This window comes from Vogesella sp. LIG4 (assembly GCF_900090205.1).
Lineage (GTDB): Bacteria > Pseudomonadota > Gammaproteobacteria > Burkholderiales > Chromobacteriaceae > Vogesella.
This window is the reverse complement of the sequence record NZ_LT607802.1, coordinates 3,577,046-3,600,933: the sequence shown is the minus strand read 5'-3', so window position 1 is coordinate 3,600,933 and position 23,888 is coordinate 3,577,046. Positions and strand designations below refer to the sequence as shown.

Below are 23,888 nucleotides of genomic sequence, written 5' to 3'. Positions count from 1 at the left end.
CCGCAGGCGACAGTCAGACAGGTAGGTCTGACGCTAGGAAGCTGGCGGCCATGTCTTTGTCGCCATGGCCCGCAGCAAGGGCTCGTTCAAAGCGTTCTAATCCCGCGGCGGCTACATTGGCCTGCACACCGGCTTGGCGAGCGGCCTCGATGATGAGTTTGCCGTCCTTTACCGCGTTGGCAACCGTAAAGCTTGGCGTGTAGTTGTCTGCCAGAATGGCCGCGCTCTTGAGCTGGAAATAGGCACAATCCATTGGCCCGTTGCTGACCACGTTGACGACCAGTGCCGGGTCTACCCCCAGGCCTTTGGCCAGAGCCAGACTCTCTGCCAGCCCATGGGTCAGGGCAAATGCCCAGTTGTTCAGTGCCAGCTTCAGCCGGCTTGCCTGACCAGGCTCGTTGTCCACCCACAGTGTGCGTTTGCCGATGGCATCAAACAAGGGCTGCACCGACTCTCTCTCGGCCTGTGGTCCGGCAGCCAGAATGATCAGCTGGCCTTGCTCGGCAGGTTGACGTGTCCCTTGCACTGGCGCATCGAAGTACACCAGTTGCCGTTGCCGGGCCAGGCTGGCCAGGCGGACGCTGGCGTCGATACCCACGGTACTGAGCTGTAGCCATTTGGCACCAGGCTGAAAATGCCCGCTGCCGGCCTCCATTGCCGAAGCGACGCTGTCGCCGTCCTTCAGCACGGTCAAGATGTAGCTGGCATCGCTCACGGCCTCGGCCACGCTGGCGCATGCCTGCAGATTGCCCTGCTCGATAGCCTGCGCCTTGGCGGCAGTGCGGTTCCATACCTTCACCTTGAATCCCTTATTTGCCAGATTGCGCGCTACAGGCGCGCCAATCAGGCCGGTACCCAATACTGCAACGGTGGGGATTGTGCTGTTCATTGTGATGTCCTTGATTTGTCTTGCCGGTGATAAACCGACGTCTTTGTGGGTGTATCCGCGGCCTGTTAGGCCGCCTGTGGTTGCGTGCCATTGCCCTGATCATTCCGGTCGTTTCAGATCATGCGTCCATGCTCTGTGGTTTCACGGCCAAAAAATACAAAATGAATAATTAATTTGGAATGATCATTCCAGTCACTGTATGATGCCGCCGATTCGTGGTCAACCCATTTGGCATTTGTAGCCAGATGGATCGCGATTTCCAGCACTTGACAGAGGCAAAGCAGATCAAAAATGAGCAATACACCCAAAGTTCTCGGCCACCGTTTGCGTATAGGCGTAGTCATCCCGTCGACTAACACTTCTGCCCAGCCGGAAATGGACAGCATGCGCCCGTTTGGCGTGACCAACCATGTTGGCCGCATGGTCATCGTGGATGAGGCGCTTACTGCAGAGCCAGGCTTCAACAGTGTGATCCATGCCATGCGCAGATCGACCGAACCGGCAATCAAGACCCTGAAAGATTGCCAGCTCAACCGCATCATCGTGGCTGTCTCGCCGGATGCTTACTGGAGAGGGGTAGAGGGGCATCAGCAGATGCTGGGGCACTTGCAGGACGCTGCGGGCGGCATCGGGATCACCACCAGCGCCGATGCCATTGAAGAAGCTCTGGCTCGCCTGGGAAATGTGCGCCGCATCGGCCTGATTTCCCCGTATACCGCTATTGGGAATGAGGCCGTGTCGCAGTTCTTTGTGGACAAGGGCTATGAGGTAGTGGCACTGGCCAATCTGGGGGGGCAGAGCCCATCCCGAATTGCAGAGGTCAGCCTGCAAGACCTGCGGCAAGCGGTGGAAACGGCCAATGCGCCGGGTGTCGAGGCCATTGTCCAAGTGGGTACCAATGTGCCGATGAGCAGCTTCGCGCATACCGCAGAACAGTGGACTGGCAAGCCAGTTATCGCGAACAACACGGTTTTATATTGGCACGCGATGAGAATGAGTGGCGTTGGCGATCAATTTGACGGCTTTGGTCGCTTGTTCGGCTGTTGCTAACAGCATTGTTGGCACGCCGAACAACCGATCCACTCCTGCAAGAGAACAACATGTCAGTCCCTGCGAATACTTTGTTGGCCTTGTTACAGCAACATCGCCAAGCACCGCACGCCTCCGCACAAGACCTCCGTACCTTGCCCGCCATGCTGCTGGCACAAGTACACAGCCGAAAGGACGAAATCGCCATTGCCGATCAGGCCAACGAATACAGCTATGAAACCACCTTGCTGCGCGCCGTGGGCATTGCAGCCGCGCTGCGCGCCAAAGGCGTGAGCTACAACGATTGCATTGGCCTGTTTATCGATGCTTCAGCTGATCTGGCACTGGCGATGTGGGGCATCCTGTTTGCCGGTGCCGCCTATTTGCCACTGGCCACCGACTACCCGCAAGACCGCCTGAGCTATATGGTGGGTGATGCAAGGGTCAAGCTGGTGCTCACCAACAATCGCACCCGCAACCGCCTTGCCAGCTTATTGTTGCCGGGTGTCGGCGTGTTCAATATCGATGATGTCCCGCCAGCAAGCATCACCGATGTCGACCAAGTGCTAAGTGAACTGGTCGAACAGGACGGCGGTGACCTTGCCTATGTCATCTATACCTCGGGTACCACAGGCAAACCCAAAGGCGTGGCCATTTCGCAGCAAGCTATTGCCAACCAGTTGGCATGGATTGCACGTGAAGGCTATCTGGCACCCGGTCACCGCATTCTGCAGAAAACACCAGTCAGCTTTGATGCCGCACAGTGGGAGCTATTGGGAATGTGCTGCGGTGCCAGAGTGGTCATGGGGTTTCCGGGTGTCTACCGTGACCCGGAAGAGCTGATCCGCCAGATTCAGCAACATGGCATTACCACGCTGCAAGGCGTACCGACATTGCTGCAAGCCTTGAGCGAGCTACCAGGATTTGCCGATTGCGACAGCCTGCACAGTTTGTTCAGCGGTGGTGAAGGGCTGTCACGCAAGCTGGCCCGAAATTTGTTGCAGATGCTGCCGGATTGCCGGCTGGTCAACCTGTACGGCCCGACCGAATGCACTATCAACGCCACACACTATCGTATTGATCAACGTAGCTTGGCCCACGAATGGGAGATCGCTCCGATTGGTCTGCCGGTTGCCGGGCTGCACAGCCAGGTGCTTGACCCCCAGTTAGTGCCAGTCGCACCGGGCGAGACTGGAGAACTGTTTATCGGCGGAACCCAGCTGGCAAATGGCTACCTATTCCGCCCTGAACAAACTGAAGAAAAGTTCCCCGCGGTCCAATTGGACGCAGCACATCCTCCAGTGAGGATGTATCGCACCGGGGATTTGGTCAAAGTCGATCGGGATGGCGTGTTGCACTTCGTTGGCCGCACGGACAACCAGATTAAATTCCGCGGCTACCGCATCGAACTGGATGAAATTCGCCTCGCCATCGAGAACCACGACTGGGTGAAATCGGCGGCCGTGTTTGTAAAAGAAAACGCCCGCAGTGGTCATGCTCAGTTGATCGGAGCGGTTGAACTGAACCCGAACGAGGCGCGGCTGATGGATCAGGGGGCCGCCGAGTCACACCACCAGACTAAATCGACTCGCCATCAGATCAAGGCCCAGTTATCCGGGCGTGGCTTTCGCAGCGAAGACAGCCTAGTAGGCAAGCGGCAGATTCCCCTGGCTGGCCAGCAGGAAACCCCAGCCCAGCGTGAGCGGGTATTCGCCCGCAAGACTTATCGCTTCTTCCGCGGAGCGCCCGTGGCAGCGGCCGATATCCTGCAGCTGCTGGCCATGCAACCGGAAGGTGCTACATCGGCTCGGCTAGCCGATCTGGACGCGGCCAAGTTGGGCGAAATGCTTCGTTATCTGGGGCAATTCCACAGCGTTGAGCGGCTATTGCCAAAATTTGGCTATGCCTCGCCTGGTGCACTGTACGCCACCCAGGTGTATATCGAGCTGAACAACGTAGCCGGATTGCCTGCTGGGTTCTATTACTACCATCCGGTGCAGCACTGCCTCTATCTGCTGGCCGACACCACCGCAACGGCTCCCCGTTTGCGGCTGCACTTTGTCGGCAAAACTCCCGCCATCCGTGAGGTCTACAAGAACAACATCCTGGAAGTGCTGGAAATGGAAACCGGCCACGTTCTGGGCATGCTGGATCATGTCCTGCCGGCATACGGCTACGGAGTTGGCCAAGGTACGTATATGCCTGATGTCCTGGCCCGGTTGGATTGCCCGGACGAACATGATTACCTGGGTAGCTATGACATCGTACCGTTGGCCGAACGGGTCGATGACATGCTCGTAGACATCTATGTCCAGGCACAGCAAGGCAGGGTCAGCGATCTGCCCGACGGTAGTTATCTATACCGTCAGGGCAAGCTGAACAAGGTGTCCAGCTTTCTGATTGAGCAGCGCCATGTGATTGCAATCAATCAGCAGGTCTACCAGCGAGCCAGTGGTGGCCTCTCTTTTGTAAGCCAGTGCCACGAGCCGTGGCGGCAATACATCGATCTGGGGCGCAGCTTGCAGCGGGTGCAAATGAACCGCATCGGGTTTGGCACCATGTCATCAGGCTACAGCTCCAAGAGTGGTAACAATCTGGCCACCGCCTTGCGTCTGAACGACATCATCAGCGACGCAGATCGACAAGTGGGCCCGAGCTACTTTTGCCTGTTTGGCAAGATCAGTGAGGAACAGGCCAGCCATATCGGCATGGATGAAGATGCCGTCCACATGAAAGGCCCGGCCGAGCTGATTCGGGCCGATCTACTCAACAGCTTGCCGGATTACATGGTTCCGGGGCTCATGGTCATCGTCAACCAGATGCCGCACAGCGCATCCGGGAAGGTTGATGTGCATGCACTCAAACAATCAGCCATCTTCCAGCTGGCCGATCAGGAGCAGCCTTTCGTGCCGGCACGCAATGCGACGGAGCAGGCTATTAGCCGGATCTGGTGCCATATTCTCGGACAGGAACAAGTCTCAGTAGTCGACGATTTCTTCGCGCTGGGCGGCAACTCGATTCAAGCCGTGGCCATTGCCCGTGCCATCAATCGCCAGTTCGCGGTCGACCTGCCGATTCAGCTGATCTTCAGCGCCCCGAGCATCGAAAAGCTGGCAAAAGTCGTTAGCGAGGGTGATGGGCAGACCGCCAGCCGTGCCATTTTGCTGGCAGGACACAACGGTCACCGCGCCACCTTCTGCTGGCCCGGTCTGGGCGGATATCCGATGAACCTGCGTCAACTGGGTGAAGCCATGGCCGGTGACGGCCGTTTCTATGGCATGCAGTCACACGGCATTAATGCGGGTGAAACCGCTTTCAGCAGCATCGAGGCCATGGCCATCGAAGATGTGCGGTTGATCCGTAGCCTACAACCACGGGGCCCATATGCCCTGTGGGGGTACTCCTTTGGTGCCCGGGTTGCATACGAAGTGGCCTATCAGCTTGAACAGCAAGGTGAAACCGTCAGCGAGCTGGTCTTGCTGGCTCCGGGTTCGCCACAGCTGCCCTATGCCGAACCGGTCAGCCGGGACGAGAGCGAGCTGTTTGCCAACCCGGCATTCCTGACCATTCTGCTATCGGTATTCGCACATGATATCGACCCGGCATTGAGCGCGGACTGCCTGGCGCACGTAAACAGCCATGCTGCTTTCATCACCTTTGTGGCGGAGGCATTCCCCGCCATGGACCGCACGCTGATCGAGGCCATCGTCAACGTCGTGACCGTGACCTACTCGCCGGATTACCAGATTGCCCTGGCCGACAAGCCCCTGCGCTGCACCATCTCGGTTTGGCGGGCGCATGGTGATGGTGAGTCCTTCATCGCGGAGGGCGCCCAAACCGGTCTCGATATCTGCTGGCACGATCTGGCCGTGGGCCATTACACCGTGCTGAAGCCGGAAGGCATTGCCGCCATGCAGTCCGCCGGACTGAGCTGAACACCGGAGCCCCTCATGCCACATGTTGTCATTCATTGTTTTAAGGCCGACATCCCTGCGGCCAACCTGGAGCGCATCCAGCAATCGCTCACACAGTTGCTGCAACAGGAACTGTCATGCCTTACCGGGGCCGTGTCGGTGGATCTGCAGCCTGTTGAGCCAGCTCTGTGGCAACAACAGGTCTACGAGACGCTGATCGTTCCGCGCATGACGGATCTGCTGCGCCGGCCCGATTACACCTATTGATTCACCCGGCCCGGCCGCCTTGCGGCAGCCGAGCCGTTCACCCACTGCTTGAACAGGAATTGTCATGAGTCAACATCCCAAGCCGGCAGGCTTCCTCCTCCTGCTTGCTATCCTGCTGCTATCGCTTAACCTGCGACCGGCTATCGCCGCCATTGGTCCTCTGGTCCAGTCCATCAGCCAGTTTGCCGGGGTCAAATCGGTTGGAATCAGCCTGCTGACTTCCATCCCCGTCTTGATGATGGGGTTGGGTGCCATCTATGCCGGACGCATCCGCCAGGCACTGGGTGAGCGGGGCGGTATTGCCATTGGTGGCGCCGTCATCACCATCGCCTGCCTGATGCGTTTGTGGACCGATAACAGTTATGGCCTGTTCACCAGCGCCGCCTTGGTCGGGCTGGGCATCGCCGTGATCCAGGCTCTGCTGCCGGGCTTCATCAAGCGTAATTTCGGTGCCCGCACCAGCAGCGTCATCGCGCTGTACTCCACCGGCATCGTGGTGGGGGCCGCCATTGGTTCCGGTACAGCCTCCTGGCTCGAAGACCAGTTCGGCTGGCTGTCCACCCTGGCCAGCTGGTCGCTGCCAGCCGTAGCAGCCACCGTGTTCTGGCTGCTGGCATCGCGCCACAGCCAGAGCGAGAGCCGCAGCCGCGTACATGTAACTGCCCGAAGCGTACCGTTTTGGCGCATTGGCCGCTGCTGGTCGTTGCTACTGTTCTTTGGCATCGGCACCGGCGCCTTCATGCTAGCCATGGCCTGGATCTCTCCGTTCTATATCGGTCTGGGCCTACCCAAGGGCACGGCTGGGTTGCTGTTGTCGGTGCTGACCATTGTCGAGGCATTGACCGCGCTGTGGCTGTCGTTTGTCATTGGCCGATTCCCCGATCGTCGTGGCTTGCTGGCTACCTCGCTGCTGCTAGTCGCAGCTAGCTACGTGATGTTGATCGTGGCACCACTGCAGGCACCTTACATTGCCGTATCGCTGCTGGGCGTCGGCATAGGTCTCTTGTTCCCGCTATCCATCATCGTCGCCATGGACCATCTGAAAGACCCGACCTTGGCCGGCAACTTTACTGGCTTCGTACAAGGGGGTGGCTTCATCATTGCCAGCTTGGTCCCGCTGACTGCCGGTAGCCTGCGTGATGCATTCAATGATCTGTCTTACATCTGGTGGCTGATGACCATTGCCAGTCTGGGCATGCTGGTACTTGCAATACGCTTCTCGCCGGCCAGCTACCAGCGTTTTCAACAGGATCTAGCCGAAATTCAGCTGGGCGAGCCCAAGCCGGCCTAATACTACCTGGCATTACTGTCTGATCCATGTCACCGCCCTCCGGCCCCGACCGGGAGGGCGGTTTGTCTTGGTGCCACGGAAGTATTCGGCAAGAAGGAGACCGGTGATTGTGTCTCTCAACTCCTGTTTGGGCATAGAAAGCTGAGGGAAGCTAAGTGTCGAATCTCGGACTTAGGCAGCAAGGGTTCGCATGTTAGGGAAGCAACTCGCCCTTGCGAGTTAGCTGGTGTGGCGTCACATCGCAACTGTGCCGTTCTTGCAAGGTAATAAAAATGCCCTGCATGGGCAGGGCATTGAAAAAATTGGGGGTGCCAGTGGGGGTATCGATCTTGATTCCCTTACTGGCTCCCCAAAGTTTAATCTAGCTAATATGCTGATCTAATTAAACATTTACGCCGTCAGCCACATCCTGGTAGTCCTGGATCTGGTTGAAGTTCATGTAGCGGTAAACTTCGGCGCCTTTCTCGTTGATGATGCCGATGTTGGCCTGGTATTCCTCGATGGTCGGAATCTTGCCCAGCTTGGAGCAGATGGCGGCCAGTTCGGCGGAGCCCAGGAACACATTGGTGTTCTTGCCCAGACGGTTCGGGAAGTTACGGGTCGAGGTGGACATCACGGTGGCGCCTTCGCGAACCTGTGCCTGGTTACCCATGCACAGCGAGCAGCCCGGCATTTCGGTGCGCGCGCCGGCCATGCCGAACACGCCGTAATGGCCTTCGTTGGTCAGCTGTTCGGCGTCCATCTTGGTCGGCGGAGCCAGCCACAGTTTCACCGGCAGGTCGCGCTTGCCTTCCAGCAGCTTGGAAGCGGCACGGAAGTGACCGATGTTGGTCATGCAGGAGCCGATGAACACTTCGTCGATCTTGGTGCCGGCAACTTCGGACATGAATTTCACGTCGTCCGGGTCGTTCGGGCAGGCTACGATCGGCTCTTTCACGTCGGCCAGATCGATGTCGATCACGGCGGCGTATTCGGCATCGGCATCCGGCTGCAGCAGTTCGCCGTTGGCGATCCACTCTTCCATCTTCTTGATGCGGCGCTCCAGGGTGCGGGCATCGGCGTAGCCTTCGGCGATCATGACCTTCATCAGGGTGATGTTGGAGTTCATGTATTCGACGATAGGGGCCTTGTCCAGGCGCACGGTACAACCGGCGGCGGAACGCTCGGCGGAGGCATCGGACAGCTCGAATGCCTGTTCCACTTTCAGCTGCGGCAGGCCTTCGATTTCCAGGATGCGGCCGGAGAAGATGTTCTTCTTGCCAGCCTTGGCCACGGTCAGCAGGCCCTGCTTGATGGCGTACAGCGGAATGGCGTTCACCAGGTCACGCAGGGTCACGCCCGGCTGCAGTTCGCCCTTGAAGCGCACCAGTACCGATTCCGGCATGTCCAGCGGCATTACGCCGGTGGCGGCGGCAAAGGCTACCAGGCCGGAGCCGGCCGGGAAGGAGATGCCGATCGGGAAGCGGGTGTGCGAGTCACCACCGGTACCCACGGTATCCGGCAGCAGCAGGCGGTTCAGCCAGCTGTGGATCACGCCGTCGCCCGGGCGCAGTGCCACGCCGCCACGGGTGGAGATGAAGGCCGGCAGTTCCTTGTGCATCTTCACGTCCACCGGTTTCGGGTAGGCGGCGGTGTGGCAGAAGGATTGCATTACCAGGTCGGCGGAGAAGCCCAGGCAAGCCAGGTCTTTCAGCTCGTCGCGGGTCATCGGGCCGGTGGTGTCCTGGGAGCCCACGGTGGTCATGCGCGGTTCGCAGTAGGTGCCCGGGCGTACGCCGTGGCCTTCCTGCAGGCCACAGGCGCGGCCAACCATCTTCTGTGCCAGCGAGAAGCCCTTGCCGGAATCGACCGGTGCTTTGGGCAGGCGGAATTCGGTGGAGGCGGGCAGGCCCAGCGCTTCACGTGCCTTGGCGGTCAGGCCACGGCCGATGATCAGGTTGATACGGCCGCCGGCACGCACTTCGTCCAGCAGCACGTCGGATTTCAGGCTGAATTTCTCGACCAGCTGGCCGTTTTTCTCGATCTTGCCGTCGTACGGGTACACGTCGATCACATCGCCCATTTCCAGCTTGGAAACGTCAACTTCGATCGGCAGCGAGCCGGAGTCTTCCTGGGTGTTGAAGAAGATCGGAGCGATCTTGCCGCCCAGGGTCACGCCGCCATAGCGCTTGTTCGGTACGAAGGGGATGTCCTGGCCGGTAGCCCATACCACGGAGTTGGTGGCGGATTTACGCGAGGAGCCGGTGCCTACCACGTCGCCCACGTAGGCAACCAGGTGGCCTTTTTTCTTCAGGTCTTCGATGAACTGCATCGGGCCGCGCTTGCCGTCTTCTTCCGGCTTGAACGCCGCGTCCGGGCGGGTGTTCTTCAGCATGGCCAGGTAGTGCAGCGGGATGTCCGGGCGGCTCCAGGCGTCCGGGGCCGGGGACAGGTCGTCGGTGTTGGTTTCGCCCGGCACCTTGAACACGGTCACGGTGATTTTCTTTTCCACTTCCGGACGGCTGGTGAACCACTCGGCATCGGCCCAGCTCTGCAGCACGCCCTTGGCGTTGGCATTGCCCTTGTCGGCCAGCTCTTTCACGTCGTTGAAGTAGTCGAATACCAGCAGGGTCTTCTTCAGGCCGGCGGCGGCCACGGCGCCCACTTCGGCGTCGCCCAGCAGGTCGATCAGCGGCTTCACGTTGTAGCCGCCCAGCATGGTGCCCAGCAGTTCGGTAGCCTTGGCGCGGCTGATCAGCGGCGATTTCACTTCGCTGTCGGCTACGGCTGCCAGGAAGGAGGCTTTCACCTTGGCGGCATCATCCACGCCCGGCGGTACACGGTGGGAGATCAGCTCGACCAGGGTCTCTTCTTCGCCAGCCGGCGGGTTCTTCAGGAGTTCAACCAGTTCTGCAACCTGTTTGGCGTTCAGCGCCAGCGGCGGAATGCCCAGGGCAGCGCGTTCGGCAACATGTTGGCGGTAAGCTTCTAGCATGGCTCGGGACCTTTTTGCTTGGGTTGTTTGCAACAAGTCTGTGGCAGCGGGTGTCGGCTGCGACAGCCCCCGGGGAACGCTTGTTCTACCCGGTTGTGACTACACGAAGATTACGCTCATGCAGCATGCTGCACAAACGAGTAATCGAAACACTGGCTGTGAGTTAAAATCACACGATGAGTACATATCCCCCCCTGAATGCATTGCGTATTTTCGAGGCGGCAGCAAGGCTGGAAAGCTTTTCCGCTGCGGCCAACGAGTTGCACGTCACCCACGGTGCTGTGAGCAAGCAGATCAAGCAGCTGGAGGAGTGGCTGAACGTGCCACTGTTCGAGCGCGCCGGCGGCCGCGTCAAGCTCACCGAGACCGGTTGGCGCTACCTGGTGCAGGTGCAGGACGGGCTGGACCTGATCGCCAACGCCACCTCGCAGCTGCTGCAGCCGGACCGGCAGCGGCGGCTGGTGATCAACTCCACGCCAACGCTGGCCTCGTTCTGGCTGCTGCCGCGGCTGGCGGATTTTCGCCGCCAGTACCCGGACATCGACCTGCACCTGGTGACCTCCGACCGCGACATCAGCCGGCTGGAATCGCCGTTCGACATCGCCATCCGTCGCGGGCCGGGTGACTGGCCGGGGCATATCGCCAAGCCGTTCCTGAAGGAGTGGGAGCTGCCGCTGTGCAGCCCGGCGCTGCTGGCGGCGCTGCCGGTGGCTACGGCGGCGGACCTGGCGCGGCACACGCTGCTGTACGCCGATACTCGCCCCACGGCGTGGCAGCGCTGGTTCACCCTGGCCGGGGTGCCGGATCTGAAGCCGGCCAGCAGCCTGCATTTCGAGCGCTTCTCGCTGGCGCTGCAAGCCGCCATCGAGGGGCTGGGCGTGGTGCTGGGGCCGTTGCCGATGGCGCAGCGGGCGCTGGAGGCGGGGCAACTGGTGGCACCGTTGGCCGCACCGGTAGTGCCGGTGCGCGACTACTGCTGGATTGCGCCGCGCGCCGCGCTGGATGACAGCGCGATCCACGCCTTCTGCCAGTGGCTGGAACAGCAGGCGGCGGTGGTGTAAAAGCTGCACTTTCAAGTGTGCGCTTTTTAATAAGTGCTACTTTATTTGTCCAATGCCATGGTGTGGTGCTGCCGATTGGCTATGCTGGTGCCACAACCGAATAGTGGGATGTGAACAGCATGTTTAATCTGCAGCATCTGAGCGTGTGCCTGGTGGAGCCGTCCCGCCCGCAGGGCACCATCATTCAGGGATACCTGAAACAGCTTGGTATCGAAAAAATAGACATTGTTACCGATGGCCAGGCTGGCATCGCCCGCATGCATGCGGTGCCGCGGCCGGACATTGTGGTCAGTGCCATGTATCTGCCGGACATGACCGGCGCCGACCTGGTGCATGTCATGCGCGGTGACGACGACCTGCGCGAAATGCCCTTCGTGCTGATTTCCAGCGAGACGCGGCCACAGCAGCTGGATGCCATCCGCCAGGCCGGCGCCATGGCCATCCTGCCCAAGCCGTTCAACCTGTCGCAGCTGGATCGTGCGCTGTGCTCGGCGCTGGACTACCTGAACGCAGCCGACCTGCGCGCCAGCCTGGAGGGCTACGATCTGGACGCACGCCAGGTGCTGCTGGTGGACGACAGCACCACCTCGCGCCACTACCTGCGCTCGGTGCTGGAGCGCATGGGCTTCGAGCACATCAGCGAGGCGGGCAACGGTGTCGAGGCGGTGCCGTTGCTGGACGCGCAGCAGTTCGACCTTATCCTCACCGACTACAACATGCCGGAAATGGATGGCAAGGCGCTGATCGAATACATCCGCAGCCACCCGGTGAACATGTCCTGTCCGGTGCTGATGATCTCCGGCGAGCAGGATTTTGCGCGGCTGGCGGCGGTGGAGGAGGCGGGGGTATCGGCCATCTGCGACAAGCCGTTCGAGATCGACACCCTGCGCCAGCTGATTACGCAGTTTCTGTAGCGGCCTCGGCGCGCGGCGCCACCCACACCAGGCGCTCCGCCTGGGCCTGCTTGCCGGCCTGGCTGCGCCAGTAGCCGGCGCGCACCGCTTGCGGCCAACTTGCCGGCAGGCCCGGCATGCTGGCCAATTGCACTTCCTGATTACCGTTCTTCAGCAGCTCGGCACGCTGTTTCTGCTGGCTTTTGGCGTCGCCTGCCAGTGCCGCGCTTTCAGCGGCACTCAGCGGCAGTAGCCAGCTGCCGGAGTGGTGCAGCCGCGGCTGGGTGAGCAGGGTCAGGCTGCCGAAGGCGGCCTGCAGCCACGGGCGCCAGTTGGCCAGTGCCGGGGTGTCCGGTACCTGTACCGAATCCGGATAGTTGATGCCCAGCGTCAGCGCCGCTTCCAGGCGGGCAAACCACGGGCTGCCGGCCGGGGCGAAATCCGGCTGCAGCAGCAGCATGTCGAGGCGGTGGTTGGCCGGGGCGTGGGTCACGAAAGCCGCGCTGTGCTGGCCGGCGTGCGCCAGCTGCAGCATGAAGGTGCCGGCGGGCAGCTGCAGCGTGGCCGGCATTGCCGCCGGGGCGCGGGTGTGTGCCAGCGCCTGCTGCAGGCTGTCGTCCAGCGCATGGATGCGGCGACCGTCGCGCACGAACTGGCCATAGGCCTCGGCCAGCACGAACTCGGTTTCGCGCTGGGTGTCGCTGATGCGGTGCAGCTGGGCGGCCTGCTCCAGCTCGCGCTGCACGATGGCGGCGGCGGCATCGCAGCCCTGTTGCTGCGTGGTGGCTTGCTGGAAAGCCTGGGCCACGCGCCGTGCCCACGGGCGGCTGGCCTGGTAGCGGAAACTGTGAAAATCCATGCGGTGCTTGTCCTGCGCAATGCAAAAGGGCGCGATTGTAGCGCATTGCCCCCACCGCCGGTGCATGTCATTGAAATGGCATGAAATTATGAGTAATCTAGCTGCACGTCGAGATTTTGCTATCTCTGGCGTGGATGTGATCGGTGGTACGCCGTACCGCTATCAATCCTTCCCTTGTTGCAATACCTTGACGGGCTGGCCTTGTGGCCGGCCCGCTTTTTTTGCGTCGCCGCATTTTGCGCTAGCATGGTTGCAAATCAGCTGCGGCGTTGGCCGCAAGGGGGAGTGGTGCGAGTCGGATTCATTGGCCTGGGCCTGATGGGAGTGCCTATGTGCCGGCGCCTGCTGGCGGCGGGCGTGGCGTTGACGGTGTGGAACCGCAGCCCCGGCAAGGCGGATGCCTTGCTGGCAGCCGGGGCGCAACTGGCTGGCAGCGTGGCGGAGCTGGTGCAGGGCAGCGATGTGCTGATGCTGTGCGTGTCGGATGCCGCCGCGGTGCGCGAGCTGGTGCTGGCGCCGGGTGGGATTGCCGCACATGGCCGTGCCGATCAGCTGCTGCTGGATTTTTCCAGCATCGCCCCGGCCGCTACCCGCGATATGGCGGCGCAGCTGCGGCAGCAGTGCGGCATGCGCTGGGTGGATGCGCCGGTATCCGGTGGCGTGCGCGGCGCCGAAAGCGGCCAGCTGGTGATCATGGCCGGCGGCGACGCGGCGGACATCGACACGCTGCGCCCGCTGCTGGCGCCGCTGTCGCAACGGGTAACGCGCATGGGGCCGCTGGGCGCCGGGCAGGTCACCAAGGTGTGCAACCAGCTGATCGTGGCCAGCAATGCCATGCTGATCGCAGAGACCGTGCGCCTGGCCGAGCAGGCTGGCGTGGACGCCGCGCTGCTGGCGCCGGCGCTGGCCGGCGGCTTTGCCGACTCGCTGCCGTTCCAGATACTGGCGCCGCGCATGGCGGCGCGGCAGTTCGAACCGCTGCAGTGGAAAGTGGCCACGCTGCTGAAAGACCTTGGCAACGCGCTGGCGCTGGGGCAGGAGAGCGACAGCCCGCTGCCGCTGGCAGGTCTTGCGCAGCAACTGATGCAGCAGCACGCGGCGCTGGGCGACAATGCGCAGCGCGATCTGGCCAGCATTATCGAACTGTATGCGGGAGGAGAGGCATGCTGAAGTTTGCGGCCAACCTTAGCCTGCTGTTTACCGAGCTGCCGCTGCTGCAGCGCTTTGCCGCCGCGGCGCAGGCCGGCTTTGGCGCGGTGGAGATCCAGTTTCCTTATGACTACCCGGCAGATGTGCTGGCCGCTGCTGCATCGGCTGCCGGGGTGGAAGTGATCCTGATCAACGTGCCGGCCGGCGACCTGATGCAGGGCGGCGCCGGCCTGGCCGGGCACCCGGCGCGGCAGGCGGAGTTTGCTGCCGTGCTGCCGCAGGCGCTGGCCTATGCCCGGGCGCTGGGTGTGCGCATGCTCAACGTGTTGCCGGGGCGGCTGGCGGAAGGTGTCGGCCGGGAGCAGGCGCTGGCCACGCTTGCGGCCAACCTTGACCTGGCGGCGGATTACTTCCGCCCGCACGGCATCCGCGTGCTGTGCGAGGCGATCAATGATATCGATATGCCCGGCTTCCTGCTGCGTACTGCCGACGAAGTGGCCGAAGTGCTGGCGGCCTGCAATAGTCGTGACATTGGCATGCAGGTGGATATCTATCACATGGCGCGCATGGGGCAGGACATCCCGGTGCTGCTGGCAACGCATCTGCCGGCCATTGCCCATGTGCAGTTTGCCGATGCACCGGGGCGGGGCGAACCCGGCAGCGGAAATCTGCCGCTGCAACAATACTTTGCGCTGCTGGTGCAGCTGGGCTACCGCGGCTGGCTGGCGGCGGAATACCGGCCGACACGGCCTACGGCGGAAACCCTGGGCTGGTTGCCGGCCGCTGCTTGTTGATTTTTTGCATACAAAAAAAGTGGCTGCTGAAAAATCAGGGGCTTGCCGTGCATTAGCCGGAAAATGAGTTGCAATAAAAAAATATTTTCCGTATAGTGCGCACTCTTCGAAATTAGCCGGCGGATTCAACCCGCGCCGTCGGCCTCTGATATTTCATCGCCTCTGACGCCTTTTGGCCCGTTGCCGCCATGTCCTTGCTTTCAGGACCGCTGTTTGCCGCTTGTCAGGTTGGTTCGATGACCTGTTACCCCTTCAAGCGGGCTTACACCCGGCATTGCTGCCGGACTGAAAGGATTGATATGCATTTCTCCGATCTCGGACTCCCCGTTGTTGTTGCCAAGGCCCTGGAACAAGCCGGTTACGATACCCCGACCCCGGTACAGGCCGAAGCCGTGCCGGCAGCCATCGCCGGCCGCGACCTGCTGGTTTCCGCACAAACCGGTAGCGGCAAGACCGCAGCCTTCCTGCTGCCGGCCCTGACCCGCATCAGCGAGCGCTCCAAGGGTTCCGGCAACGGCCCGCGCGTTCTGGTTCTGACCCCGACCCGCGAACTGGCTCAGCAGGTTGAAAAGAACGCCATGGTTTACGGCGAAGGCATGCGCTTCCTGCGCACCGTTACCCTGGTGGGTGGCGCTTCCTTCGGCTTCCAGACCCGCGCCCTGTCGCGCCCGGTTGACATCATCGTGGCCACCCCGGGCCGCCTGATGGACCACATGCGCTCCGGCCGCATCGACTTCTCGCGCCTGGAAATGCTGGTGCTGGACGAAGCCGACCGCATGCTGGACATGGGCTTCATCGAAGACATCGAAACCATCGTTGCCGCTACCCCGGCCGAGCGTCAGACCCTGCTGTTCTCCGCTACCCTGGACGGTATCGTGGGCAAGATGGCCGAGCGCATGACCCGCGACCCGCAGCGTATCGAGATCGAGCGCAAGGATGACAGCGGCAGCATCGAAGAGCATCTGCTGTACGCCGACGACAACAACCACAAGAACCGCCTGCTGGACGCCATCCTGAAGGAGTCCGACTTCGAACAGGCCGTGGTGTTCACCGCCACCAAGATCGGTTCCGAGGAAATCGCCGACAAACTGTGCGACATGGGCTACTCCGCTGCCTGCCTGCATGGCGACATGCCGCAAAGCTGGCGTAACCGTACCCTGAACGACCTGCGTCGCGGCCGCATCAAGATCCTGGTGGCTACCGACGTGGCTGCCCGCGGCATCGACGTACCGGGCATCGGCCTGGTAGTGAACTACGATCTGCCGAAGCAGGCGGAAGACTACGTGCACCGTATCGGCCGTACCGGCCGTGCCGGCCGCAGCGGCGTGGCGATCACCATCGCCGAATCGCGCGAATTCCACCGCGTACGCCGTATCGAGCAGTACCTGAAGCGCCAACTGGCCGAAGCCGTGATCCAGGGCATGGAGCCGACCCGTCGTCCGCCGAAAGGCCGCCGCCCGCAAGGCGCCGGTGCCCGTGACGGCCAGCGTCGTGGTGGCTACGGCGACCGCAAGCCGGGTTCGGGTTCGGGTTACGCTGGCAACCGTGGCGGCTACGGCGATCGTCGTGGCAGCAGCGGCCCGCGCCAGGGCGGCCAGGGCGGCGAACGCCGCGCACCGCGCGCCGAGTAAGCTTCGGCTTGAACCAAAAAACCCCGCTACGGCGGGGTTTTTTGTTGCCTCCTGCGCTGCGGCCAACCCTGCTGGCCGCAGGGTTGCCTACTGCGGGTGGCGGGCGCATGCTGGCGGCAATATCGATAGGAGCCGGACATGAGCATGCTGGATAATCTGTTGAAACTGCAGGACGGCCCGCGTGACGGCGCCATGCTGCGCTTCGGTATTGCCAACGAATACGCACATCTGCAGGACTGGGCGCAGGCCGCCAGCTTCGCCCGCCAGGCGGTGGAGCGGCAGCACGACTTTTCCGCGGCCTGGAAGCTGCTGGGCAAGGCGCTGCTGAATGCCGGCGATGCGGCGGCGGCGCTGGCCGCCTACCAGGAAGGCATCGCCATCGCCGAAGGCAAGGGCGATATCCAGGCGGCCAAGGAAATGAAGGTGTTCGCGCGCCGCATCGAGAAAGCGCAGGGAGAGTAGGGCGGATGCCCGCAGGGCGATCCGCCGGGGGCCATGCGGCCAACGTTGGCCACGCTTCAATGCTTGTGTTGTCGAGTGTGGAATCCGCTGCGCGGATGATGTTTGAAGTCGCCGGTTCCGCCCGGCGAACGGGCTAGGGGGCGTACCGCTGCCCCTAGCGACCCCGCTCGCCCCTTATGGTCCGCGAAACCCCGTCCAAAAAGGTATTCGCCAGGCGCCGGCAATTCACCGTTTGCTAACGTCAAACGGCTCAGCTGCCGTCTTAAAACCTGGCGAACACCATTTTGGCCGGCGCTCCCCGTGGGGCACTAGGTGCTTCACAAGGTTGGCCGCATATTTTGTAGCGACATCATTGCCCAGGCGCGTATCTATGCGGCACCGCGCTTGAGTGCCCGCATGGCGTCGCTGAGCCCGGCCACGGTGAGCGGGAACATGCGCTCGCCCATCATCTCCCGAATCATCTCCACCGACTGGGTGTACTGCCAGTGTTCCTGCGGCAATGGGTTGAGCCACACCGCATGGCGGAACTGCGCGAGCAGGCGGCGCAGCCATACTTCGCCCGGCTCCGCATTCATGTGCTCCACGCTGCCGCCCTTGAGCACGATCTCGTAGGGGCTCATGCTGGCGTCGCCGACAAAGATCAGCTTGTAGTCGTTGCCAAAGGTGTGGATCACGTCCCAGGTGGAAGTCTGCTCGCTGAAGCGGCGCGCGTTGTCCTGCCACAGTTTCTCGTACACGCAGTTGTGGAAGTAGTAGTACTCCAGGTGCTTGAACTCGGCCTTGGCAGCGGAGAACAGCTCCTCGCACACGCGGATGTGGTCGTCCATGGAGCCGCCCACGTCGAACAGCACCAGCACCTTCACTGTGTTGTGCAGCTCCGGCGTCAGCTGCAGATCCAGCAGGCCGGCGTTCTTCGCGGTGGCGGCGATGGTGGCCGGCAGGTCCAGCGTTTCGGCGGCGCCGGCGCGGGCGAATTCGCGTAGCCGGCGCAGCGCCACCTTGATGTTGCGGGTGCCCAGTTCCACCGAGTCGTCGAAATTGCGGAATTCGCGCTGATCCCACACCTTTACCGCGCGACGGTGCCGTGATTCGTGCTGGCCGATGCGCACGCCTTCCGGGTTGTAGCCATAGGCGCCGAAGGGGCTGGTGCCGCCGGTGCCTATCCACTTGTTACCGCCCTGGTGGCGTTCCTTCTGTTCTTCCAGCCGCTGGTGCAAGGTGTCCATCAGCTTGTCCCAGCCCATGGCCTGGATCTGCTGCTTCTCTTCCTCGCTCAGGTATTTCTCCACCTGCTTCTTCAGCCAGTCTTCCGGGATGTCGGTTTGGAGGTTGGCCAGCGCCGCTTCGATGCCCTGCGCGTAGTGAGCGAACACCTGGTCGAAGCGGTCGAAGTATTTCTCGTCCTTGATCAGTACCGTGCGAGACAGCTGGTAGAAGGCATCCACGCTGCCAAAGGCCAGTTGCTGTTGCAGTGCCTGCAGCAGGGTGAGGTGTTCTTTCAGCGATACCGGCAGGCCGGCATTGCGCAGGGCGAGGAAGAAATCGAGCAGCATGGCGAAAAAGGCAGTGACAAATTCACAAAATCTGCCTAGAGTTGTGACTCTAAACAATCGTTTGATAGTGCCGGAGCATAGCATATGAAACCAGGCAGCCCCATGGCCGACAGTCTGCGCGCAAGTCTTGGCCAACTGCAACAACAGGCTGCAGCCGGCTGGCCGGATCTGGCTACCCGCCGCCGCTGGCTGGATGGCCTGGCGCGCATGATCCGCGACCATCAGGCCGAATGGGTGGCGGCGGTGGATGCCGATTTCGGCGGCCGCAGCGCAGTGGAAACCCGGCTGGCCGAGCTGTTCCCCTCGCTGGAGGCGGTGACGCTGGCGCGGCGCAAGTTGCGCGGCTGGATGCGGCCGCAGCGGCGCGGCACCAGTATCTGGTTCTGGCCGGCGCGCGCCGAGGTGCGGCCGCTGCCGCTGGGGGTGGTGGGGGTGATCGTGCCGTGGAACTACCCGGTGTTCCTGAGCCTGGGGCCGCTGGTCAGCGCGCTGGCAGCCGGCAACCGGGTGATGGTGAAGATGTCGGAGCTGACACCGCGCACCGGCGCGCTGCTGGAGCGGCTGTGCCAGCGCTACCTGGGGCCGGATGTGGTGCGGGTGGTGAATGGCGATGCGGATGTGGCGGCGGCGTTTGCCGCGCTGCCGTTCGACCACCTGCTGTTCACCGGCTCCACCCGGGTGGGCCGCATGGTGATGCAGGCGGCTGCGGCCAACCTTACGCCGGTGACGCTGGAGCTGGGCGGCAAATGCCCGCTGCTGCTCGCACCAGGCTTCGACATGGCGCGGGCGGTGGGCAGCATCGTCGCCGGCAAGCTGCTGAACGCCGGCCAGACCTGCGTGGCACCGGACTACGTGCTGCTGCACGAGCGCGACCGTGACGCCTTTGTCGCCGCCATCCGCCAGCAGGCGCTGCGTGCCTACCCGCAGCCGGCGGCAAACCCGGATTACACCGCCATCATCAACCAGGCGCATTACAGCCGGCTGGTGGCCTGGCGCGAACAGGCACGCGAGCTGGGCGCGCGGGTGGAGGCGATGTGCGAGCAGGACGATGCCGCGATGGCGGCGGCGCGCAAGCTGCCGCTGACGCTGATCGAAAACGCCCCGCCACAGGCGACGGTGATGCAGGAGGAAATCTTCGGCCCGCTGCTGCCCGTCATCACCTACCGCGAATTCGACGCGGCGCTGGCGCATATCAATGCACGGCCGCGCCCGCTGGCGCTGTATCTGTTCGATGACGACGCCGCGCGCATCGAACAGGTGCTGCGCAGCACCCGCTGCGGCGGGGTAACGGTGAACGACACCCTGCTGCACGTAGTGCAGGACCAGCTGCCGTTCGGCGGCATCGGCCCTTCCGGCATGGGCCACTACCACGGCCACGAGGGCTTTCTGACCTTCAGCAAGCTGCTGCCGGTGCTGCGCCAGTCGCGGCTGGCCGGCGCCGTACTGACCCGGCCGCCGCATGGCAGTGTGGTGCAGCGCCTGCTGCGGCTGATGCTGGGGGAAATGCAATGAAGCTGAGCCGGCGGCAGCTGATCCGCACCGGGCTGCTGGGCGGCGTGGCGCTGGTGCTGGGCGGGCGGCTGGCACGGACGCTGCCGGCACCGGGCTTTGCGGCCAACCTTGCCGACCGCGAGCTGATCGCCGCGCTGGGGCGCGGCATGCTGGGCCCCTTACCGGCCAGTGGCGCATTGTCGCTGGCGGACAATGTGCTGAGCGCCATTGCCGGCCTGCCGCCTGCAGTGCAGGCCGAGCTGCGTCAGCTGTTCGACCTGCTGCACAGCCTGCCGGGGCGCCGGCTGCTGGCCGGCGTGGCCACCCCGTGGCAACAGGCCGATGCCGCCGCGATGCAGGGCTTTCTGCAGCGCTGGCGCCACAGCCGCTTCGTGCTGCTGCGCAGCGGCTACCAGGCGCTGCACAGCCTGCTGTACGCCGGCTGGTATGGCGCCGAAGCCAGCTGGCTGGCCATCGACTACCGCCTGCCGGCGATGATGAAAGGATTGCTATGAGCCGTTTGCCCGATCCGTGGCAGGCAGGGTTGGCCGCAGGCTGGCAAGTGCAGGATGGCGCCGCGCTGCAGCGCGATGTCATGCTGGAATGCGATGTGGCCATCGTCGGCAGCGGCGCCGGCGGCGGCATGGCGGCGGAGCTGCTGGCGCAGGCCGGCCTGCGCGTGCTGCTGCTGGAAGAGGGCGCGCTGCACAGCTCGCAGGATTTCCGCCTCAACGAGGCCGAAGCCTACCCGCAGCTGTACCAGGAGTCCGCCAACCGCCAGACCGCCGACAAGGCCATCACCATCCTGCAGGGGCGCAGCGTGGGTGGCAGCACCACGGTGAACTGGACCAGCAGCTTCCGCACCCCGGCGGAAACCCTGGCCTGGTGGCGGCAGCGCCACGGCCTGGGCGAGCTGGAGGATGCAGCGCTGGCGCCGTGGTTCCAGCGCGCCGAGGAACGGCTGGGCATTGCGCCGTGGCAGACCGAGCCCAATGCCAACAACAGCGTGCTGGAGCGCGGCTGCCAGGCGCTGGGTCTGCGCCATGCGCGCATGCGCCGCAATGTGCGTGGCTGCTGGAACCTGGGCTATTGCGGCACCGGCTGCGCCACCAATGCCAAGCAATCGATGCTGGTCACCACCATCCCGGCGGCGCTGGCGGCCGGTGCGCGGCTGTTCAGCCGGGTGCGGGTGCGCCATCTGCTGCTGGAGGGTGACAAGGTGGCCGGCGTGCTGGCCGATGCGCTGCAGGCCGACGGCGTGCACGCCAGCGGCGTGACGCTGACGGTGAGGGCGCGGCAGGTGGTACTGTCCGCCGGCGCCATCGGCACCCCGGCCGTACTACTGCGCAGCCACGCACCGGACCCGTACCACCAGCTGGGGCGGCGCACCTTTCTGCATCCGGTGTTGCTGTCCGGTGCGATCTTTGCCGAGCGCATCGAAGGCTATTACGGCGCGCCGCAGTCGGTGTACAGCGATCACTTCCTGCACACCGGCGCCATCGACGGGCCGCTGGGCTACAAGCTGGAGGTGCCGCCCATCCACCCGCTGATCATGGCCGCCACTCTGCCGGGGCTGGGTGTGGCGCACCAGCGGCTGATGCAGCAGATGCCGCATCTGAACGTGGTGCTGGCGCTGCTGCGCGACGGCTTCCACCCGCGCAGCCAGGGTGGCACGGTGCGGTTACGCACCGACGGCTCGCCGCAGCTGGACTACCCGCTGGGCGAGGTGGAGTGGGAGGCGGCGCGGCGCGCGCTGCTCACCATGGCCGAGGTCCAGTTCGCCGCCGGCGCCCGCGCGGTGCTGCCGGTGCACGAGGACGCAGGGCTGGCGCGCAGCTGGCGCCAGGCGCGGCAGATGATAGCCGAGCTGCCGATGCAGGCGCTGCGCACCCGGGTGGTGAGTGCGCACGTAATGGGTGGGGCGGCGATGGCGGCGAGCGAGCGCGACGGTGTGGTGGATCAGCTGGGCCGCCACTGGCAGCTGGCCAACCTCACCATCATCGACGGCTCGCTGTTTCCTAGCAGCGTGGGCGCCAACCCGCAGCTGTCGGTATACGCTTTCGCGCTGCGCGCCGCCGATGCACTGCACCGGCGCATGCAGGCGGCCTGAAATGCCTTGCGGCCAACTATGGGGTTGGCCGCAAGGGGGAGGCTGTTCAGAACAACTCGATATCACCGCTAGCGCTCTGCGCTGTGTCATGGTTGCCCAGCGATAGCTCGCTGGTGCGTGCCTTCACCCGTTTCTGTTCACTGAACCGGTAATGGCCCAGCTCGAAGTGCGCCAGCGAGGATTTCAGCTTGTCGCTCAGCTTGCGCAGGTCTTCCGGCGATACCGCATGGATGCGGCTGGTGGCCAGCGCGTCCTGGTTGAGCTGCACCAGGATGTCGCAGGAGTTCTTGGAGGCGTTGACCGCCTCGGCCTGGGCGGCCACGGCCTCGCCGATGCCGTCGGCGGCGTGGTCGATATCGGCAATGGCGGCGGTGACCTGGTCCAGCGTGCTGCGCGACTGGTCGGCATGGGTAGCGGCGTAGTCGGCGCGCTGCTGCGACGCCGCCATGGCCTGCACCACGGTGCGGGTGCCTTGCTGCACCTCGGCCATGATGTCGCGCACCTGGGTGGTGGCTTCCTGGGTGCGGTGCGCCAGCTTGCGCACCTCGTCGGCCACCACCGCGAAACCGCGGCCCTGCTCGCCGGCGCGCGCAGCCTCGATGGCGGCGTTCAGCGCCAGCAGGTTGGTCTGGTCGGCAATGTCGCGGATCACGTCCAGGATGCTGCCGATACGGTCGGAGGCGGCGGACAGCGCGGCAACGTCGCGTTCCGATTGCTCCAGCGTGCGCGCCACGTCGGTTACGCCGTCGATCACGATCAGCGTAGCCTCGCGGCTCACCGCCATATTGCTGCCGGCGTTGCCGGCTGCCCGGGTGATGGCCTCCAGCTGGCCGCGCAGCGATTCCGCCTGGGCGATCATGCTGGCGATGCCGTTGATCAGTATCTCGCCATGGCTGGCCTGCAGCAGGTTTTTCTGCAGGATGGCGCTGTAGGTGTCGGTGAGCTCCTGCGCCATCGGCACCAGTCGGGCGGTGGAGGCGGTAACGTCGCCAAAGGCGCTGTCTATGCGCTGGAACACGCGGTTCATATGGCTGCCACAGTTGCCCGGCAGCGGGGATTCATCGTCTGGCCATTGCGGGGAAAGATCGATCGGCACCGTGGCCAGCGCTTCAAGATGAACACCCAGGTGCTGCAGCGGTCGGATGAAGTGACGCTGTGCCTGCCAGGCGCATATGGCCATTACCAGCAAGCCGCAGCCCAGCGCCAGCAGTGTCTGCAGCAGCATGGTGGCAGGGAGCAGCAGGCTGGCGAGCGGCAGCACGAGCAGCGGAATGAGTGCCGGTGCGGCAAAACGGATCAGGGAGCGGTTCATTGTTATTCCTGGCCTGACGGCAGCAGTGGGCATATTCCTGCGGGAAGCGGGTGTATTATCCGTGCCGATAACCGACTGGCAAGCCGGTAAACGACAATATTTCAATATACATAGCTTGATATCCGCAACAAACCCCTGAACCTGCGTCGGCGCACCCTGGCCCAGGTTCTCTGCGAGGCCTTGTTGGCGGCTATATACATGGCGAGGGC

At 63.2% G+C, this 23,888-nt stretch carries 18 protein-coding genes; 13 read left to right on the top strand and 5 right to left on the bottom strand.

The features are described 5' to 3' along the window. Positions 1 to 13 precede the first annotated feature (13 nt). Positions 14 to 889, bottom strand: a complete 876-nt coding sequence (locus tag PSELUDRAFT_RS16700; RefSeq protein ID WP_088967903.1) for an NAD(P)-dependent oxidoreductase — start codon at positions 887 to 889, stop codon at positions 14 to 16. Positions 890 to 1,180: 291 nt separating this feature from the next. On the opposite strand from PSELUDRAFT_RS16700, the gene PSELUDRAFT_RS16695 reads away from it, so the two are divergent. The 4 genes from PSELUDRAFT_RS16695 (at position 1,181) to PSELUDRAFT_RS16680 (ending at position 7,390) form a co-directional block, all read left to right on the top strand. Next, complete coding sequence (locus PSELUDRAFT_RS16695) at positions 1,181 to 1,939, top strand: arylmalonate decarboxylase (protein ID WP_088967902.1); 759 nt, start codon at positions 1,181 to 1,183, stop codon at positions 1,937 to 1,939. 50 nt (positions 1,940 to 1,989) lie between these two features. Next, the gene (locus PSELUDRAFT_RS16690; RefSeq protein ID WP_088967901.1) at positions 1,990 to 5,853 is read left to right on the top strand and encodes an amino acid adenylation domain-containing protein; all 3,864 of its coding nucleotides are present in this window, start codon (positions 1,990 to 1,992) and stop codon (positions 5,851 to 5,853) included. A gap of 15 nt (positions 5,854 to 5,868) precedes the next feature. Beyond that, a complete protein-coding gene (locus PSELUDRAFT_RS16685; RefSeq protein WP_088967900.1) occupies positions 5,869 to 6,099 on the top strand; it encodes an indigoidine synthase IndC in 231 nt (76 codons plus the stop codon). Positions 6,100 to 6,163: 64 nt separating this feature from the next. Then, positions 6,164 to 7,390 carry an MFS transporter gene (locus PSELUDRAFT_RS16680; RefSeq protein ID WP_088967899.1) on the top strand — a complete coding sequence of 409 codons (1,227 nt, stop codon included), beginning with the start codon at positions 6,164 to 6,166 and terminating at the stop codon, positions 7,388 to 7,390. A gap of 382 nt (positions 7,391 to 7,772) precedes the next feature. On the opposite strand, the gene acnB is transcribed toward PSELUDRAFT_RS16680, so the two are convergent. Beyond that, on the bottom strand, positions 7,773 to 10,364 hold the full coding sequence (gene acnB / locus PSELUDRAFT_RS16675; RefSeq protein ID WP_088967898.1) for a bifunctional aconitate hydratase 2/2-methylisocitrate dehydratase: 2,592 nt from the start codon (positions 10,362 to 10,364) through the stop codon (positions 7,773 to 7,775). Positions 10,365 to 10,540: 176 nt separating this feature from the next. On the opposite strand from acnB, the gene gcvA reads away from it, so the two are divergent. Continuing rightward, positions 10,541 to 11,425, top strand: a complete 885-nt coding sequence (gene gcvA / locus PSELUDRAFT_RS16670; protein ID WP_088967897.1) for a transcriptional regulator GcvA — start codon at positions 10,541 to 10,543, stop codon at positions 11,423 to 11,425. A gap of 119 nt (positions 11,426 to 11,544) precedes the next feature. Continuing rightward, complete coding sequence (locus PSELUDRAFT_RS16665; protein WP_088967896.1) at positions 11,545 to 12,339, top strand: response regulator; 795 nt, start codon at positions 11,545 to 11,547, stop codon at positions 12,337 to 12,339. On the opposite strand, the gene PSELUDRAFT_RS16660 is transcribed toward PSELUDRAFT_RS16665, so the two are convergent. Further along, on the bottom strand, positions 12,323 to 13,177 hold the full coding sequence (locus tag PSELUDRAFT_RS16660; RefSeq protein ID WP_088967895.1) for a hypothetical protein: 855 nt from the start codon (positions 13,175 to 13,177) through the stop codon (positions 12,323 to 12,325). The genes PSELUDRAFT_RS16665 and PSELUDRAFT_RS16660 overlap by 17 nt on opposite strands. 246 nt (positions 13,178 to 13,423) lie before the next feature. Here PSELUDRAFT_RS16660 and PSELUDRAFT_RS16655 point away from each other — a divergent pair, with 246 nt between their 5' ends. The 4 genes from PSELUDRAFT_RS16655 (at position 13,424) to PSELUDRAFT_RS16640 (ending at position 17,213) form a co-directional block, all read left to right on the top strand. Beyond that, positions 13,424 to 14,347, top strand: a complete 924-nt coding sequence (locus PSELUDRAFT_RS16655; RefSeq protein ID WP_179947556.1) for an NAD(P)-dependent oxidoreductase — start codon at positions 13,424 to 13,426, stop codon at positions 14,345 to 14,347. Next, the gene (locus tag PSELUDRAFT_RS16650) at positions 14,341 to 15,120 is read left to right on the top strand and encodes a hydroxypyruvate isomerase family protein (protein WP_197693898.1); all 780 of its coding nucleotides are present in this window, start codon (positions 14,341 to 14,343) and stop codon (positions 15,118 to 15,120) included. Before PSELUDRAFT_RS16655 ends, PSELUDRAFT_RS16650 begins: the two co-directional genes overlap by 7 nt. 293 nt (positions 15,121 to 15,413) lie before the next feature. Then, positions 15,414 to 16,751, top strand: a complete 1,338-nt coding sequence (locus PSELUDRAFT_RS16645; protein ID WP_369800124.1) for a DEAD/DEAH box helicase — start codon at positions 15,414 to 15,416, stop codon at positions 16,749 to 16,751. 138 nt (positions 16,752 to 16,889) lie between these two features. Further along, positions 16,890 to 17,213, top strand: coding sequence for a hypothetical protein (locus PSELUDRAFT_RS16640; RefSeq protein WP_088967892.1), 324 nt, complete (start codon positions 16,890 to 16,892; stop codon positions 17,211 to 17,213). A 368-nt stretch (positions 17,214 to 17,581) separates the two neighbouring features. Here the strand turns inward: PSELUDRAFT_RS16640 and PSELUDRAFT_RS16635 are convergent, their stop codons facing one another. After that, on the bottom strand, positions 17,582 to 18,766 hold the full coding sequence (locus PSELUDRAFT_RS16635) for a VWA domain-containing protein (RefSeq protein ID WP_088967891.1): 1,185 nt from the start codon (positions 18,764 to 18,766) through the stop codon (positions 17,582 to 17,584). Between the two features lie 102 nt (positions 18,767 to 18,868). Here PSELUDRAFT_RS16635 and PSELUDRAFT_RS16630 point away from each other — a divergent pair, with 102 nt between their 5' ends. The 3 genes from PSELUDRAFT_RS16630 to PSELUDRAFT_RS16620 are packed head-to-tail and all read left to right on the top strand — an operon-like array spanning position 18,869 to position 22,367. Continuing rightward, positions 18,869 to 20,278 (top strand): coniferyl aldehyde dehydrogenase, encoded by a 1,410-nt coding sequence (locus PSELUDRAFT_RS16630; RefSeq protein ID WP_231895247.1) that lies wholly within the window; start codon positions 18,869 to 18,871, stop codon positions 20,276 to 20,278. Then, complete coding sequence (locus PSELUDRAFT_RS16625; protein ID WP_088967889.1) at positions 20,275 to 20,772, top strand: hypothetical protein; 498 nt, start codon at positions 20,275 to 20,277, stop codon at positions 20,770 to 20,772. Before PSELUDRAFT_RS16630 ends, PSELUDRAFT_RS16625 begins: the two co-directional genes overlap by 4 nt. Next, positions 20,769 to 22,367: a GMC family oxidoreductase gene (locus PSELUDRAFT_RS16620; RefSeq protein WP_088967888.1), complete on the top strand. Its 1,599-nt coding sequence runs from the start codon at positions 20,769 to 20,771 to the stop codon at positions 22,365 to 22,367. The genes PSELUDRAFT_RS16625 and PSELUDRAFT_RS16620 overlap by 4 nt, the downstream gene beginning before the upstream one ends. Positions 22,368 to 22,413: 46 nt before the next feature. On the opposite strand, the gene PSELUDRAFT_RS20040 is transcribed toward PSELUDRAFT_RS16620, so the two are convergent. After that, entirely contained in the window at positions 22,414 to 23,679 is a 1,266-nt protein-coding gene (locus PSELUDRAFT_RS20040) for a methyl-accepting chemotaxis protein (RefSeq protein ID WP_304440658.1), read from the bottom strand. Between the last annotated feature and the right edge of the window lie 209 nt (positions 23,680 to 23,888).

Coding starts and splice junctions, on each gene's coding strand:
- PSELUDRAFT_RS16700 (WP_088967903.1), bottom strand. CDS start 889: ATGAACAGCACAATCCCCACCGTTGCAGTATTGGGTACCGGCCTGATT.
- PSELUDRAFT_RS16695 (WP_088967902.1), top strand. CDS start 1,181: ATGAGCAATACACCCAAAGTTCTCGGCCACCGTTTGCGTATAGGCGTA.
- PSELUDRAFT_RS16690 (WP_088967901.1), top strand. CDS start 1,990: ATGTCAGTCCCTGCGAATACTTTGTTGGCCTTGTTACAGCAACATCGC.
- PSELUDRAFT_RS16685 (WP_088967900.1), top strand. CDS start 5,869: ATGCCACATGTTGTCATTCATTGTTTTAAGGCCGACATCCCTGCGGCC.
- PSELUDRAFT_RS16680 (WP_088967899.1), top strand. CDS start 6,164: ATGAGTCAACATCCCAAGCCGGCAGGCTTCCTCCTCCTGCTTGCTATC.
- acnB (WP_088967898.1), bottom strand. CDS start 10,364: ATGCTAGAAGCTTACCGCCAACATGTTGCCGAACGCGCTGCCCTGGGC.
- gcvA (WP_088967897.1), top strand. CDS start 10,541: ATGAGTACATATCCCCCCCTGAATGCATTGCGTATTTTCGAGGCGGCA.
- PSELUDRAFT_RS16665 (WP_088967896.1), top strand. CDS start 11,545: ATGTTTAATCTGCAGCATCTGAGCGTGTGCCTGGTGGAGCCGTCCCGC.
- PSELUDRAFT_RS16660 (WP_088967895.1), bottom strand. CDS start 13,177: ATGGATTTTCACAGTTTCCGCTACCAGGCCAGCCGCCCGTGGGCACGG.
- PSELUDRAFT_RS16655 (WP_179947556.1), top strand. CDS start 13,424: ATGGTTGCAAATCAGCTGCGGCGTTGGCCGCAAGGGGGAGTGGTGCGA.
- PSELUDRAFT_RS16650 (WP_197693898.1), top strand. CDS start 14,341: ATGCTGAAGTTTGCGGCCAACCTTAGCCTGCTGTTTACCGAGCTGCCG.
- PSELUDRAFT_RS16640 (WP_088967892.1), top strand. CDS start 16,890: ATGAGCATGCTGGATAATCTGTTGAAACTGCAGGACGGCCCGCGTGAC.
- PSELUDRAFT_RS16635 (WP_088967891.1), bottom strand. CDS start 18,766: ATGCTGCTCGATTTCTTCCTCGCCCTGCGCAATGCCGGCCTGCCGGTA.
- PSELUDRAFT_RS16630 (WP_231895247.1), top strand. CDS start 18,869: ATGGCCGACAGTCTGCGCGCAAGTCTTGGCCAACTGCAACAACAGGCT.
- PSELUDRAFT_RS16625 (WP_088967889.1), top strand. CDS start 20,275: ATGAAGCTGAGCCGGCGGCAGCTGATCCGCACCGGGCTGCTGGGCGGC.
- PSELUDRAFT_RS16620 (WP_088967888.1), top strand. CDS start 20,769: ATGAGCCGTTTGCCCGATCCGTGGCAGGCAGGGTTGGCCGCAGGCTGG.
- PSELUDRAFT_RS20040 (WP_304440658.1), bottom strand. CDS start 23,679: ATGAACCGCTCCCTGATCCGTTTTGCCGCACCGGCACTCATTCCGCTG.